Consider the following 15,527-nt stretch of genomic DNA (forward strand, 5'->3'; position numbering starts at 1 on the left):
CAAAATTTACAACCTTAAAATTTTAAAAAATGAAAGTATTCAATACTAAAAATATATTCAAATTATTAGCTGTTTTATTCATCGCAGGTACAGTCGTTTCTTGTCAGAGAGACGGGTCTGCAGCTGAAGACGATCTTCCGCAGGAGGATCTTACCAATATTCTTTTATTGGTGACTGAAGATGTGCCCAATGCAGTAACTAAAACCTATAATTATAGTATGGGAGCGGGAGGAAATCCTACTATCCAGGTACAAGACGGAAAGACTTACAATGTAGAGGTGCAATTTAAAAACGGAAATGAAGATGCTACTCAGGAAATAAAAGATGCAAAAGAAGAGCATTTCCTTGTATATAATTTTCCGAACTCTGATATTACATTAACCCGTACAGATGATTCTTCTTCTACATATAACGGGATACATGTAGGTTTAAAAACTAAATGGGTTGTTAACAAAGCAATAAATAATGCTTCATCAGCCAGTCAATTAATTCTTACCCTATTCCATGAGCCTGCAAGTGTAACCGAAGCTGCTACTGTAAGCGGAAACGGAGTGACTTACGGAACTCATGTAGGAGGAGAGACAGATGCTCAGGCAAGCTATAATATTACTAATTAATATATCCTTTAATCTTGTTAACAAAACCACCGGAAAATCCGGTGGTTTTGTATTTAACACTATTTGGCTTTTTAAGTTGATTTTAAATGAGTGATTTTCATAAAATTTTCATATTTTTGCAACCTAAAATTTTAATCAATAATGAAGGTTACTGCAAAAAACCATGATGATGTAAGTGCATTGCTTACAGTGACATTGGAAAAATCTGACTATAAGGAAAAAGTTGAGAAACAATTGATTAATTATGCTAAAAATGCACAAGTTCCTGGATTCAGAAAAGGAAAAGTGCCTTTGAGTATGGTTAGAAAACAATATGAAGCAGGGATTGCTTTTGAAGAGATCAACAAGCAGGTTTCTGATGCTTTGAACGGGTACGTGAACGAAAACAAACTAAGATTAGTAGGTCAGCCTGTTCCTCAGCCAGTAAACGAATTCGATTACAATGCTGATCAGCTTGAAGTTGCTTTTGAAGTAGGGTACGAGCCTGAATTCACAATCGACTTGGCTAAATATGAAGCTCCTCACTACAAAGTAGAGGCTTCTGAAAAAGAAATCAACAAGAGTATTGAGAACATGCAGAAGCGTTTCGCTGAGCAGGCTCCTCAAGACAAAATCAATAAAGATTCTTACATCGCTTTAGAAGTTTCTCAGGTTGTTGAAGAAGATGCAGAAGGAGAGCACCACCACCATCCAAAGAACGTTACCATTACAGCTGAAAACAAAGAAGCTTTCAAATTGGTAAAATCTTTGAAAATGGACGGATCTGTAAAAGTTTCTAAAGAAACATTGGCAGGTAGCGAAGAATTGGCTAAAGAATTAGGATTCTCTAAAGAAGAAGTTGAGCACTTGCACCACGCTGAAGTAGAAGTGAAAGTAAAAGATTTCTATGGTCTTAACTTAGCTGAGCTTAATCAGGAACTTTTCGATAAAGTATACGGAGAAGGAACAATCAGTTCTGAAGAAGAATTGAAAGAAAAAGTAAAATCTGAATTGGATGAGTACTTCCAGCAAAATGCTGATGTTCACTTTGTGAATAAAGTATTGGAGCAGGTTTCTGAAAAAGAAGAAGTAACACTTCCTGAAACATTCTTGGTAAAATGGTTACAGTTCTCTAACCAAAACATTCAGTCTGAAGAGCAGGCTAAGGAAATCCTTGAAGCAGAGAAAAACCAGTTGAAATACCAGATCATCGAAGGAAAATTGATGACTGACAACGAAATCCAGTTAGACTATGCTGATGTTTTGGCACAGGCTGAGCAATTGGTAAGAAACCAATTGGCAATCTACGGAATCCACCACCTAGGTGATGAGGAGATCCAGAAATATGCTGTTGAAATGCTGAAAGATCAGGAACAAGTAAGACAAATCTCTTCTGAAGTAGCGATGGCGAAACTGAAAGATGTAATTCTTGAAAAAGCAACTAAGAAAGAAACTGCTATTTCTCACGACGAGTTCTTGGAAGAACTTAAGAAGTAATTCTTTAAGTCTTAAATAATATATAAAAAGCCACCAATATTTTGGTGGCTTTTGTATTGATATCTGTTTTTTATAGCTAGTGAAAATTTATAAATGAGTCACCGTTATTGTTTTACTGTTTTGTAAAAAAACATTTCTAAAGGAAAAGTATTTTACGGATAAATCATAGTTGATGTTTTCCCAATATGGTAATTTTCTTTTCCTAACCTCTTACAAAAATGCAATTTCAGAAAACAAATGCCTTAGTTATTACTGCATATTTTTTCTTTTTTTTAAGTTATAAAGGGCAGTTTTCTTTTTTCACTGTGCCGTCAGTATCTAATATTAGTTTTCCCCATGTTGTACCATCTCTACGGTACAAGCTTTTTCCATTACCGAAGCTCTGAGCAACTTTATCTTTCATCCTATATAATATTATTCCTTTTCAAATTCATTTTTCATATATTTTAAAATCCTTCCAAAAATTGAAAGGATTTTATTTTTATTGTTTGGTTAGGTTTATTGTTTTCTTATATGGTATTGTGGGCTGAAAGTTTGACGGGCAATCTCCCTCTTCTGTAGTATCATTATCTGGAATCATAATAATACTCATTTGATTTGGTGTTGCAGGCTGTATTATTAAGTAAACATCCCCAGCTTCTGCGCATCCTATACTGTTTCCAACAAAATACATAACATAGGCTTTTAAATCAGGCTGGAAATTTTTCCCCCAGAATTTAGTTTTATCATCATCCAATTCAGTAGTACTGTCATAAAATATAACACCAAAAGAATTTGTAATCCTAAATCTTCCAACTATAAAGTCCCAATTGACATCATAGCCTCCCACATTTTCTTTTTTTATAAAACTAAATTCATAAATTTTGCCATTTAGACTACCTTTCCAATTTCCGGTATATTTATTAAGAGAATTATTTATGTCCTTCACGTAAATTGTATTTAAAGGTAACATTCTCCCATCTGGTTGTTCAGGATAAACGGCAGCTTCTTCAAGACTTATGGTGCTTTGAGCATTGCACGATATAGCTGTAAGTATAAAAATGTTCAATATTAAGAATATATTTTTCATATAAGAAGTTTTTATTGTGGACAGTTAGTTTCGCTTGTATCTGTTTTGTCTGCATTTAATTTGATTTCTGTGACAGTGTCATCAGAATTCATTCTAAATAATGAGATCCCCTTTAAATTCATTTTGTCATCATATATTTTAAAATCCTTCCAAAAATTGAAAGGATTTTATTTTTATTGTTTGGTTAGGTTTATTGTTTTCTTATATGGTATTGTGGGTTGAAAATTTGACGGGCAATCTCCCTCTTCTGTAGTATCATTATCTGGAATCATAATAACACTCATTTGATTTGGTGTTGCAGGCTGTATTATTAAGTAAACATCCCCAGCTTCTGCGCATCCTATACTGTTTCCAACAAAATACATAACATAGGCTTTTAAATCAGGCTGAAAATTATCTCCTTTAAATTTGGTTTTTAAATCATCTAATTCAGTAGTACTATCATAAAATATCACACCAAAAGAATTTGTAACTCTAAGTCTGCCTATAAGCCTATCTCGTTTTATATTTCCATCTAAACTACTATAATTAATTTGTTTTATAAAGTTGAATTCATAAAATTTATTATTATATGTTCCCTTCCAATTTCCGGTATATTTATTAAGAGAATTATTAATATCTTTTATATAGGTAGTGTTTTGTGGGATATTTCCTGTTTGTTCATAGATTACAGCTTGTTCTAAAGAAATAATCTGAGATTTGCATGAAATACTTGAGAATAAAAATATTATAAGAATCAAAATTATATTTTTCATAAGATTTATTTATTAGTTATGGGCAAGTAATTTCAACTAAATCTGTTTTGTCTGCATTTAGTTTTATTTCTGCTGTAGTTCCATCAGAATTCAATCTATATAAAGAAACTCCTTTTGTATTCATTGACTCATCTATAAATTTTAGGAATTTTAGTTCTAAGCTCATTTTTTTGTTTTTAGACATATACTTGATGAAGGTTTCTCTAAAAGTCTCTTTTTGATCGGCAGTAAAAGTTTTAATTTGATATTGATTTCCGGTAAACCTGATCTGGTAATTCTTTAATGAAGATACTAAAACTGCATATACATCTCCTAAAGGTCGTCCTGCATCCTGTGCATTTTTTATCATCGTCATAAAATAAGATATATCTGCCGGAGAAAAAATTTTAAAACCTTTCTTGGTTATCGTTATCACAGGGTTTTCAGGATCATAATATTCATAGTCATCCACATGGGTATGAAGGTACGCAATAATATCTTGATTTGCGGGTTCTTCAGCTGTAGGCAGAGATAGTTCATTTGCCTGGTTAGTCGCAGAAGCATTGTCCTTATAAGTATATTCACCATTGGCTCGTTGAATGTACCCTGTTTCTTTTTTTAATCTGGTTTTTCCTTGCAGATCGGCTATTTTGTTTTGAAAGTTTATATCTGCTCTTTGTGCTTTTATTTTCTCACAAGGATTATTATTACCTTTACTCGGTGGCAGGTTCGGTTTTGTTGGGATCTCCGGTTCTTCATTTCCTCCACCCAGTCCTCCACCAGATCCAGGAGTTCCGCCACCACCCCCTGTTCCGTCATCTCCTAAAGCTGTCGAGGCAATAAGCTTACATCGGTGTACTACATTGATAACAAGCTGTGACTGTACATTTGCCTTACATGGGCCTCCCTGTGAGATAGAAGCTTCCCCGTTGAAGTGCTCGTTACTGCTACAGGCTGTAAAGTATGATTCTTCTACCCATTCACAGGATATTTCAGACTCAGTCATCATTCCATCGTTATTATAAGTACCCTGTTGAAGTTCGGATATATATACTTTCCCTTTGACATCTACAGTAATGCCATTTTTTAGCTTCTGCTTTTCGGCAGGGGAAAAAGATAATAAGAAACAAGAAACTCCCTGTAGGTGCCATCAGGAAGAGGGCTTAGTAGCAGATTCTCTACCGGAGCATCTTCAGAAGCGTTTTCCCTATTAATGTGGAAAGTATATGAATGAATATCCGGCCCTTTCTCAATATAAATGACATCATCCGTATCTATAGAAACGCCGTTTCCGTAGCTTATCACTTTACCATTTATGTTGCTTATCACTTTAGCCTTGATCTTGGCCTCAGCCTTATTCAGCTCAGGAATAAGTTTTGCCTTGTGTTTAGCCTCATTCAGAGAGATCCTCCTTGAGGTAAGCTGAAATTTTGAAGCGTTGCTATAGCTTTCAGCCTGATCTTGTAAATAATCGTTCCTGCAGGAATGCAGAAAAAGAAGCATGGCTGCCAGGAGCAACAGCCCCAGTGCATAGTTTTTTTTCATAATGTGTTTTTTTTAAGTTCGTTAAAAATATAAAATCATTTTGCAATCACAATATTGTGAATAACATTTTTCAAAAATAAATATTTAAAAACTTTTCATTTTAAGTTACATTATGTGATTTAATTGCATAATGTTAGCGGAACATTTTAAAATTAGCCACCTCATTAATAAGGCGGCTAATTTTTATTATCTATAAACAATTATATCTTTTATTATTTTACTTCCATAAAAAATTCTTTCTTCATTGGTAAAATAAAAATCATTTTTCTGTTCATAATATTTTGTCTGATCCCTAGGAATTGGATCTTGCCATTCGATAAGTAAAGTAATGCTATTATGAAAGCTTAATTCCATATTACAAAACTTAAAACTTGTACCAGGAGTTATTGTTTTTTTTCTATGTGTTGTTGGCCAAGCGGTTTTAGGTTGTATCTGCGTCATATCATTTAACAATACAGACAACGGTTTATTAATATAATTCGCTTTATTGGCTTCAAATTGTTTGAGGTATGCCAAAGTATCGAACTTTGGTTTTTTCATATGACAATTTAAAATAATATAAGTTTCACCGTTTTTACTTTTCACAACTTCCTGCGCATATGAAAAAGCAAAAGATATAATTAAAATTATTGAAAGTTGATAGCTCCTTATCATCGGTAAACAACAATATTTTTTATTATTTTACTTCCATAAAAAATTCTTTCTTCATTGGTAAAATAAAAATCATTTTTCTGTTCATAATATTTTGTCTGATCCCTAGGAATTGGATCTTGCCATTCGATAAGTAATGTAATGACATTATGAAAACTTAATTCCATATCACAAAACTTAAATCTTGTACCAGGAGTTATCGTTTTTTTACGGTGTGTTGCTGACCAAGCGGTTTTAGGTTGTATCTGCGTCATATCATTTAGCAATACAGACAACGGTTTATTGATATAATTAGCTTTATTAGCTTCAAATTGTTTAAGATAGTTTAAGGTATCAAGTTGTGCTTTTGCTGATGATACTCCTAATATCAATAGCACAAAAGCAAATAAAAATTTAAAATTTTTCATCTTCTTTATTTTAAATTACACTTTGTGGTTTGGGTATAGATTGTTAATGGAACATTTATTCCTGATATGCTTATATTGATTATATTTTCTTCTATAAAGATAGAATTAAAATTCCCTGTAGCATCTTGTTGACTTAATGTCGCTCCCATATCATATTTATTTAGTACAAATGCTACTGCATTGGCATAAGCATCATCATCTGATAAACCTTGCTTCACAAATCTATCTTTTAAATTCTCTGAATCAGAATATATAGGTGAAGTTGATTTCCAATATGATGTCGACATATCTAGATGATTCCCAGCAGGATAATTAGCTACAAAATTAGCATATTTTACGGGATCTGTAATCGTCAACGCATAAACTACCCCGCCATTGGCAAAAACAAAAAATGTTTTAAAATTTGAATTTAAGGAATTAGCTCCCTGAAGTGAATAAATATCTCCGGAAGAAAAAGAATTATATAAATCAATTGTGTGGGTATGTGCTCCTCCTTCTATAGTAAGACCTGGGTAAGTAACCAGTAAACCTACTTGATTTCCGGCAGTTGTAGTTTTAATAGGCGTTGTATCATAATCACCAATAGCATCTTTGCCAAATGAAAAAGATTTTTCGTTTGTATCAGTAGCTAGAGTAGCAGTAAGCTGAGTTTGTGCCTTTGCAATTTTTATTTTTGTTAAGAGTTCTTTTGAATTTAAATTATTATTAATAGCTTTCTGGCAAGGAGTTGTTTTAGGTGGTAATGGTAAAGTAGGCTGGGTAGGTATACTATTTCCACATCCACCATCACTGATGTCATAGCTTGGTGTTTGAGGTGCGGTAAGTCCACCATTACAGTCTCCCGGTTCATTTGCTGGAGATCCTGTATTTCCACTTCCGTCATCTTTGTTTCCTAAGCCGCCACCACCAGCACCGGGAGAGGCAGATCCGGAACCGCCGGATGATCCTCCTCCCTCACCATCATCTCCCAGGCTGGTATCTGCACCGCAAACCAGCGCTACCATTGTAAGAGTTCTGGGGCCATCATCCCCGGAATATATGCATTGTTGCCCCGGCATATGCAGTCCTTCCACACATGAAAGATTGAGTGTAACGGTTTGATAAGAGCAGGAGAGTTTCCCTGTCTGTGAAAAACTTCCGCTATAAGTTCCGGGGGTAAGCTCCGTCACGGTTGTTTTCCCGGTAGTATTGATATAGCCCCCATTCATCAGAATTTGTTTTTCCTGAATACTGAGATCGTAGGTCACCAGAAGTTCTCTGTAGGTACCATCCGTAAGAGGGCTCAGTACCAGATTCTCTACCGGAGCATCTTCAGAAGCATTTTCGTGTCTTATATTGAAGGTATACGTATGGTAGTTGGGGCCGTTCTCAATATAGATCACTTCATCCGTATCTATAGAAACGCCGTTTCCGTAGCTTATCACTTTACCATTTATGTTGCTTATCACTTTAGCCTTGATCTTGGCCTCAGCCTTATTAAGCTCAGGAATAAGTTTTGCCTTGTGTTTAGCCTCATTCAGAGAGATCCTTTTCGAGGTAAGCTGAAATCCTGAGGTGTTGCTGTGTGATTCCTGTTCAGCGAACTGGTCTGTTCGGCAGGCGTGTAGTACGGTGAGAAAGACTGCCAGTAACGACAGCCTGAGAAATAAATTTTTCTTCATAGTTATTTGGTGTTTTTGTTGGGTTAAATATATAATTTTTTTATAACCCTGCAAATATTCAAATAAAAAATAAAAAAACATTACGGGTTTCCCCAAATGAAAAATTTATGTATTTTTGAAAAAGATACTTCGGGTATAGTACTGGGGCACAGTGCCTCCGGAAACTGAAATGCCGGGTATTGAAAAAATAAAGCAGAAGGCACTCACCAGCTTTCTGTCTTTCCGGACGGTCTGTTTCTCCCTCGCTACAGGTTTTCCGGTCACCGGGAAAGTAGGCTGCACCCCTGCGACAGACTTTCCGGAAACAGGGAAAACTCCTTGCTCCCCTCATTTGGATGCTCCCTGAAAAGAAAACACAATTTTTTTTAAAATATGAACACAATCGAATTAAAATTACTTCGTAATGCAGAATACCTGCAGTACGTGAAAGACTTTGAGGGAATCATCAATCTGAACAATCCCGCAACACTGCAGATCGACACCAAGCTTGCCGCTTTTTCTGCAAAGATTACTGAATTGGAATCTTTATACAAAAAGGCCATGGCGAGTGAAATTACCCAGGAACTTATTGCGCTGGATGAGAGAAGAGACAATGCCGTCAACGGGATGTACTACTTCCTGATGGCCCAGACCTATCATTATGAAGAAAGCAGATGCACCAGAGCACAGTTGCTTCTCGATAATATGGCGCTCTACGGCAGCGGTATTGCCCGCCTCAACTACCAGGCAGAGACAGCCGTTCTCAGCAACCTGATCCGCGACTGGGAAAACAAACCCGAGCTGGGTACCGTGATCACAGATTTTGACCTTTCGGGCTGGCTTGCCGAGCTGAAGGAAGCCAATGACCTGTTCAACGGGAAATACCTTTCGCGTACCCAGGAATACGGAGATGCCAATCCGGAGACCATCAAGCTGAAAAGAGAAGAGGCCAATGCAGCCTATTATGCTTTAAGAGACCGGATCGATGCGCTTCATCTGCTGGTAGAAGTGCCGCCTTCGCCTTATGCAACGGTGATCAACCAGCTCAATGCCCTTACGGCACAGTATAATGTACTGCTGGTGAACAGGCAGAATACTCCGCCGGCTCCCGAAAAGGGAACTGATCCTGCTGTTTAATACCTTCCGAGGCTTCATAGGACTCATAATGTAAAAGGTTTGAAGATTGTATTGCGTTTTATGAATTGAGAATGACATTTTTGATAATTGTTGCCTTTATAAAAACGTATTCATTCAATTATTCCTATATTTACGTCTTTAAAATAAATATATGAAAAAGATTATAATTCCGTTTTTCTGCGCAGTACTTTTTTCTACTTCAGTAGCTGCTCAGCAAAAAGCAGCTCCCGTAAAGGCAGCGGCTGCAAAGTCTTCACTTACTTCTAAGCAGGTGATCGATAACTATCTTCAGGCTTTAGGAGGAAAAGCAAAATTAGAAGCTGTAAAAAGTTCGGTGATAGACAATACCCTTTCTGTACAGGGAATGGAGGTTGCGATGACGACTAAGAAAATGGGAAACAAATTCAGATCTGAGCAATCGGTGATGGGACAGAAAATGGTTCAGGTTTTTGACGGTGAAAAAGGATATATGGATCAGATGGGACAAAAAATGGATATTCCTGCTGATAAAATTGCTGAGCTTAAAAAGAGCAAGGTGATGGATGCATTAGGATATGATGCAGCTACCTTCACTACAGTAAATGTAGAAAAAATTGACGGTAAAGATTACAATGTATTGAGCTCAGATAAAGGTAAGTTTTACTTTGATGCTGCTACAGGTTTATTATATAAGTCTGAAACAAAAGAAGGAAACGCATTTGTAAAAAGCTATATGACAGTTGACGGAATTCAGTTCCCGGCTGACATTGAAGCTGAAGGAGGAGGTCAGAAAGTGGCCATCAAAACCACAAAGGTAGTTCTTAATTCAGGAGTTACTGACGCTGATTTTAAATAATACAATTGTATTTAACATAATAAACCGGGGTTTGTCCGGTTTTTTTTATGCATTGAAAAATTAACGCTATTTAACTGAACTTTAACGTTAAATAAGACTTTTAAATTTCCTTCCGTAGTGAATAATTGATATTTTTACCCCGAAAAAAATTAATAATTAATACAATGAAGAAAATGTTATTTTCATTTGCAGTGATCTTTTTTGCCTCTGCAAATGGTTTTGCTCAGAATATTCCGGCAGATCCTTCTGTGAGAATGGGAACCCTTTCCAACGGAATGAAGTACTACATCAAAAAAAACAATTTACCGGAAAAGAAGGTAGATTTCAGACTGGCAATTAACGCAGGATCTATTCTGGAAGACGAAAACCAAAGAGGTCTTGCTCACTTTATGGAGCACATGAACTTCAACGGGACCAAGAATTTTCCGGATAATAAACTGGTAGATTTCTTACAGTCGATAGGAGTGAAATTCGGGCAGCACCTTAATGCTTATACTAGCTTTGATGAGACAGTATATATGCTTCCTGTGCCTTTGGACAAGCCGGGCAATCTTGATTCAGGCCTTAAAGTAATGGAAGACTGGGCGTTCAATGCTACACTTTCTGACGAACAGATCAATAAGGAAAGAGGTGTAGTGCTGGAAGAGCTACGATTAGGATTGGGAGCAGATAAAAGAATGTCTGATAAATATTTACCAAAACTCTTATACAATTCCCAATACGCCAACCGACTTCCGATAGGTAAAAAAGAGGTACTGGAAAACTTTAAACCGGATGTGATCAGAAAATTTCATCAGGACTGGTACAGACCGGATCTTATGGCGATTGTGGTAGTAGGAGATATCAATGTGGATGAAGTGGAGAAAAAGATAAAAGACAATTTCAGCAAGTATAAAAATCCGTCTAAGCCAAGAGAAAGAAAGACTTTTGACCTGCCAAATCATAAGGAAACGTTGGTGGCTGTTGAAACCGATCCCGATGCGACGAGTTCCAGAGTTCAGTTCATTATGAAAGATTCAGAAGCCTATACACCGGATGTTACGGTTGAACAGTACAATCAAAGTCTGGTTAAAAATCTTGCAACGACGATGCTGAACAACAGATTGAGAGAATTAATTAATTCAAATAACCCGCCTTTTACCTACGGATCTGTTTACCATGGCGGAACGTATGCCAGAACCAAAGAAGCTTTCCAGGGGTTTGCCATGACGAAAGAAGGAGATCAGCTGAATGCGCTTACGGTGCTTTTAACGGAAGTGGAAAGAGCAAAGAAATTCGGATTTACACAATCTGAGCTTGACAGGGCTAAATCTCAGGTATTATCCAATCTTGAAAGCTCTTATAATAACAGAGATAAGACCGAAAGTTATATGCTTGTAGATGAATATGTAAGAAACTTCCTTGAGCAGGAACCTATGCCGGGAATTGCTTGGGAATACGAGGATACCAAAACATTCTTACCAAGTGTAACACTGGCACAGACCAATGATATCATCAAGAAATTTGTGAAAGATGACAGCAGGGTTATTGTGATCACAGGGCCGAAAAAGGATAATGTTAAAATGCCTACAGAAGCCATGGTGCTTAATGCCTTTGAATCTGTAAAAATGGCGGACATTAAGCCTTATGAAGAAAAAGCAACCATCAAAAATCTGGTAAAGCCATTTAAATCCGAAGGGAAAATTGCTAAAACCGAAACCGACGAAAAACTGGGAACAACCACTTGGACGCTGAGCAACGGAGCAAAAGTTACCTTTAAGAAAACCGATTTTAAAGATGATGAAATTGTATTTTCAGCAAGAAGCTTAGGGGGGAATTCTTTAATTCCTGATGCAGATTTCAACAAAACGCAGTTTGCTTATCAGGCTTTAACTGAAGCGGGAGTAAACGGTGCTTCTAAAGCGGACCTTACGAATTACCTTGCCGGAAAACAGGTGAATGTCACTCCATATATCAGCAGTACACTGGAAGGTGTATATGGAAGAACCAATCAAAAGGATCTGAGTACGGCAATGGAGTTGGTATATGCTTATTTTACAGGGTTAAATTACAGTCCTGAAGCATTTAATGCCTACAAAACGAAGCAGTCTGCCATGCTGAATAATCTTTTGTCTAATCCGCAGACGTATTTTGCAAACGAACATGCTAAGTTTACCAATCAGAAAAATCCTAGATTTATCGGTATTCTTCCATTGGAAAAAGACTGGGCGGCTACAGATTACAAAAAGGCGTATGACATTTATAAGGAGAAATTTGCCAATGCAGGAAACTTCCATTTCTATTTCGTAGGGAATATTGATGAAGCTAAATTTAAAAATGAAGTTTTACAATATATAGCTAGTTTACCGACTACAGGAAAAACAACGAACTTCAAAGATACAGGATACAGATCCATTACCGGAGATCATACGAAAGTGTATAAGAAAGGGAAGGATCCGAAGAGTATGGTTCAGATCGTGTACTCCGGAGAAACTCCTTACAGTGAGAAGGAAGCTTTAGCGCTTTCAGCTTTAGGTGAGGTAGCTACAATCAAGGTGATTGAAAAACTGAGAGAAGACGAAAGCGGAATCTACGGAGGTGGAGCAAGAGGCGGAATGTATAAAGTTCCTTTCAGTAATTACTCTTTCAGCGTAAGCTTCCCTTGCGGGCCGGAAAATGCTGAGAAGCTGACGAAGAGCGCCATCGCAGAAATTCAGAAACTGATTGATAAAGGCCCGGAACAAAAAGACTTGGATAAGTATAAAGAAGGGGAGATGAACGATTATAAAACAGATCTTAAAGACAATAATTACTGGATGAATGCTCTATCTAAAAACCAATTGGATGGAAGTGACAAATATGAAATCCTTAATTATCAGGAAAAAGTAAAAGCACTTACGGTAAAAGATCTGCAGGATGTGGCTAAAAAATATCTGACTAAAAACAGGGTGGTGGCTACATTAATGCCTGAAGACGGTTGGGAAAATGCCAAAAAAGAAGAGGTGAAAGCAACGGCTACTAAAGCGGGTGCTTCCAACTAAAATAATAGAATATATTCAACAGAAAACCGCAGAGATTTCTCTGCGGTTTTTTATTATTCTGAACGTTTGCTTTCGGGATCAGTTAAGAACCATATTCGTTCTTCCATTCTTCTGCAACTTCACTTAAAGTTGTATAAAAATCTTCACCATACTTTCTCGTAAGCGGAGTTTTAAGGAATTTATATACAGGTACTTGTAATTCTTTTCCTAATGTACAGGCATCGCTGCAAACATTCCATTCGTGGTAATTCAACGCTGAAAAAGTAGAATATTCTGTGATCCTGATCGGGTAAAGGTGGCATGAGATCGGCTTTTGCCAGTCTACAGCACCGTCTTCATAAGCCTTCTCAATACCGCATTTGGTAATTCCTTTTTCATCAAATGTTACATAAGCACATTCACGGTCTTCAACCATAGGTGTTACATACATTCCGTCTGACGGATCTGTAGTCCATGTTCCTTGCTCTTCAAGTGCTTTTATCCCTTCCTGCGTAAGGTAAGGTTTTATTTTATCAAAAATATTGTCTAATATCTCGAGCTCGTCTTTATCTAAAGGGGCTCCTACATCTCCTTCTACACAGCATGCTCCCTTACATTTGGTAAGGTTACATACAAACTCTTCGGAAAATATATCCTCAGAAATTAATTTATCGTCTATCTGAATCATAATCTTTAAAATATATCAAAATATGTTTCTGTTTTAAACATAATCAGGCTTAAAATAATAAGCCACAAACTCACTTCCCGCATCCAGTATTTTGGGAGGAATCGTAACATTCTACTTAAAATGATACTGGCCGGGAATGCCAATAATAATAAGTATTCGTAATTTTTATTCATATAAAGAATAATGGTCACCAGCTGAGCCAATGAAAAAACCAACAGGAAAGTATACTTGTACTTGCTTATAGGACTTTTTTTATTGTAATTGCTGAAGTGGTCATATATCGCATATATTAGAAGCAGGGCAATAGGAATTAAAGGAAAAACCTCATGATAATCTGTAATGATCTTCATTTTTCCAAACGGAAAATAATCAAGATTCCATGTAGTGAAATCTAAGAAGTACATGATCGAAAAATAACTGGTCACAATAAGAAGAATTCCCAGTAAAAATCGGATAATATTTAAACTCACCCTTTCCGATGTTGCAATCACGTGGATCAGAACAAAAATAGCCATAGGCCATGTGGTGGGAAGAAATATGAAAGTAAGAGCCACAATAGCACCTACCAATACATAAGATTTTTTTCTTAGATCCTCATTGGTACTTGTAAGAAGAAGCAAAAGAAATGAATTGGTAAGCAGAGCAACGGCAATACCTATATCCAGCCCGCCCGGATATAACCCGAAAACAAAAAATGTATATAAAAATAAAGGAAGGTGAGTCTGGTAATTAAGAGCAATCGAGTGAAAACAAAAATAACCTAAAGCAATTCCCAAAAATGTAATCCCGGCAATAATTGCTTCATAAGTATTGAAATTCAGTATGTTAAATAAGATTACTATAAAAAGAAGAAAAACAATATAGACTGGTATCGAAAAAATATTGCTTTCTTTTGAAAGTAATTTAAACATTTTTTATAAATTTGTGCAAAGTTAATTTAAAAAAGGAAAATAATGACGTCTTTCTTTCTATTCTTAAGTAAAGTTTTCAAATGGTCTTTCGGTTTTTATGATGCATTTGGAAATGTTTTAAACTGGATTTTGTTTATTGTTTGCTGTGTAATGTTTACATACTGGTGCTATGTATTAGTATCAACATTGGGTAATAATAAAGACAAAGATTATTATTCTCCTACAGAAGGAAAAAATCCTTACTACGATCCAAAGATCTACAAAAAAGAAGGTTAATTAATTGGTTATATAGTAAAAAACCGATCAAATACTATATTTGATCGGTTTTTTTATCTTTAATCCTTAAAATGCTTAATCATGTATCGGGAGAACCAATACCGGAACCGGCGAACTTTTGGTAAGTCCTTTCGTTAAGCTTCCTACAAAAACATCGTAGATACCACTTCTTCCGTGTGATCCCATTACGATAAAATCAGCATGTTTGGTTTTTGCATATTCCAGAATAATATCTTTTGCGATTCCCTGTTTTAAAAGGTGTTCGCAATCAATATCATGGGCAAGAACCCTTTGCTGAAGTTTGTTGAGCTGTACCAATTCCTCTCTGATCTCGTTTTCTTCTACCTCAGGGAAATATTGATATCCCATATCGCCAATAGCAAAACCTATATCAGTAGGAGCAACGTGAATCAGATTTATTTTTCCATTGACCTGTTTTGCAAACTTTACGGCTCCCTCTATCAGCTGATCTGTTTTTTCCCCAAAATCTACGGGTAATACTATGTTTATCATATTTTCATATTTTGTCTCTTAAAGGTAAG

16 protein-coding genes are annotated in these 15,527 nt (G+C 36.2%); 6 read left to right on the top strand and 10 right to left on the bottom strand.

Annotated elements, in window-relative coordinates; all coding sequences use genetic code 11:
* Positions 1–29 precede the first annotated feature (29 nt).
* Together JI747_RS17680 and JI747_RS17685 are read left to right on the top strand one after the other, a co-directional pair.
* Positions 30–617 (top strand): hypothetical protein, encoded by a 588-nt coding sequence (locus JI747_RS17680; RefSeq protein WP_225690196.1) that lies wholly within the window; start codon positions 30–32, stop codon positions 615–617.
* Positions 618–758: 141 nt separating this feature from the next.
* The gene (locus JI747_RS17685; protein WP_225690197.1) at positions 759–2,093 is read left to right on the top strand and encodes a trigger factor; all 1,335 of its coding nucleotides are present in this window, start codon (positions 759–761) and stop codon (positions 2,091–2,093) included.
* Between the two features lie 481 nt (positions 2,094–2,574).
* Here JI747_RS17685 and JI747_RS17690 read toward each other — a convergent pair whose 3' ends face one another.
* The 7 genes from JI747_RS17690 to JI747_RS17720 form a co-directional block, all read right to left on the bottom strand.
* Entirely contained in the window at positions 2,575–3,162 is a 588-nt protein-coding gene (locus tag JI747_RS17690) for a DUF6705 family protein (protein WP_225690198.1), read from the bottom strand.
* 173 nt (positions 3,163–3,335) lie between these two features.
* A complete protein-coding gene (locus tag JI747_RS17695) occupies positions 3,336–3,917 on the bottom strand; it encodes a DUF6705 family protein (RefSeq protein ID WP_225690199.1) in 582 nt (193 codons plus the stop codon).
* 16 nt (positions 3,918–3,933) lie between these two features.
* On the bottom strand, positions 3,934–4,905 hold the full coding sequence (locus JI747_RS17700; protein ID WP_225690200.1) for a hypothetical protein: 972 nt from the start codon (positions 4,903–4,905) through the stop codon (positions 3,934–3,936).
* A 77-nt stretch (positions 4,906–4,982) separates the two neighbouring features.
* On the bottom strand, positions 4,983–5,441 hold the full coding sequence (locus JI747_RS17705; protein ID WP_225690201.1) for a hypothetical protein: 459 nt from the start codon (positions 5,439–5,441) through the stop codon (positions 4,983–4,985).
* A 186-nt stretch (positions 5,442–5,627) separates the two neighbouring features.
* A complete protein-coding gene (locus tag JI747_RS17710; RefSeq protein ID WP_225690202.1) occupies positions 5,628–5,981 on the bottom strand; it encodes a hypothetical protein in 354 nt (117 codons plus the stop codon).
* A 110-nt stretch (positions 5,982–6,091) separates the two neighbouring features.
* Positions 6,092–6,499, bottom strand: coding sequence for a hypothetical protein (locus tag JI747_RS17715; protein WP_225690203.1), 408 nt, complete (start codon positions 6,497–6,499; stop codon positions 6,092–6,094).
* A gap of 5 nt (positions 6,500–6,504) precedes the next feature.
* On the bottom strand, positions 6,505–8,160 hold the full coding sequence (locus tag JI747_RS17720) for a hypothetical protein (RefSeq protein ID WP_225690204.1): 1,656 nt from the start codon (positions 8,158–8,160) through the stop codon (positions 6,505–6,507).
* A gap of 372 nt (positions 8,161–8,532) precedes the next feature.
* Here JI747_RS17720 and JI747_RS17725 point away from each other — a divergent pair, with 372 nt between their 5' ends.
* The 3 genes from JI747_RS17725 (at position 8,533) to JI747_RS17735 (ending at position 13,131) form a co-directional block, all read left to right on the top strand.
* Positions 8,533–9,276: a DUF6261 family protein gene (locus tag JI747_RS17725; RefSeq protein ID WP_225690205.1), complete on the top strand. Its 744-nt coding sequence runs from the start codon at positions 8,533–8,535 to the stop codon at positions 9,274–9,276.
* A 151-nt stretch (positions 9,277–9,427) separates the two neighbouring features.
* Positions 9,428–10,111 carry a hypothetical protein gene (locus JI747_RS17730; protein ID WP_225690206.1) on the top strand — a complete coding sequence of 228 codons (684 nt, stop codon included), beginning with the start codon at positions 9,428–9,430 and terminating at the stop codon, positions 10,109–10,111.
* A gap of 164 nt (positions 10,112–10,275) precedes the next feature.
* Positions 10,276–13,131: a M16 family metallopeptidase gene (locus JI747_RS17735; protein ID WP_225690207.1), complete on the top strand. Its 2,856-nt coding sequence runs from the start codon at positions 10,276–10,278 to the stop codon at positions 13,129–13,131.
* An 82-nt stretch (positions 13,132–13,213) separates the two neighbouring features.
* Here JI747_RS17735 and JI747_RS17740 read toward each other — a convergent pair whose 3' ends face one another.
* Entirely contained in the window at positions 13,214–13,798 is a 585-nt protein-coding gene (locus JI747_RS17740; protein WP_225690208.1) for a DUF3109 family protein, read from the bottom strand.
* Positions 13,799–13,803: 5 nt separating this feature from the next.
* Positions 13,804–14,709, bottom strand: a complete 906-nt coding sequence (locus tag JI747_RS17745) for a DUF6427 family protein (RefSeq protein WP_225690209.1) — start codon at positions 14,707–14,709, stop codon at positions 13,804–13,806.
* Between the two features lie 42 nt (positions 14,710–14,751).
* Here JI747_RS17745 and JI747_RS17750 point away from each other — a divergent pair, with 42 nt between their 5' ends.
* A complete protein-coding gene (locus JI747_RS17750) occupies positions 14,752–14,985 on the top strand; it encodes a DUF6341 family protein (RefSeq protein ID WP_225690210.1) in 234 nt (77 codons plus the stop codon).
* A 75-nt stretch (positions 14,986–15,060) separates the two neighbouring features.
* Here the strand turns inward: JI747_RS17750 and JI747_RS17755 are convergent, their stop codons facing one another.
* Positions 15,061–15,498 (bottom strand): universal stress protein, encoded by a 438-nt coding sequence (locus tag JI747_RS17755; protein ID WP_225690211.1) that lies wholly within the window; start codon positions 15,496–15,498, stop codon positions 15,061–15,063.
* Positions 15,499–15,527: the final 29 nt, after the last annotated feature.

The sequence above is a fragment of the Chryseobacterium tagetis genome, from assembly GCF_016735585.2.
GTDB lineage: Bacteria > Bacteroidota > Bacteroidia > Flavobacteriales > Weeksellaceae > Chryseobacterium > Chryseobacterium tagetis.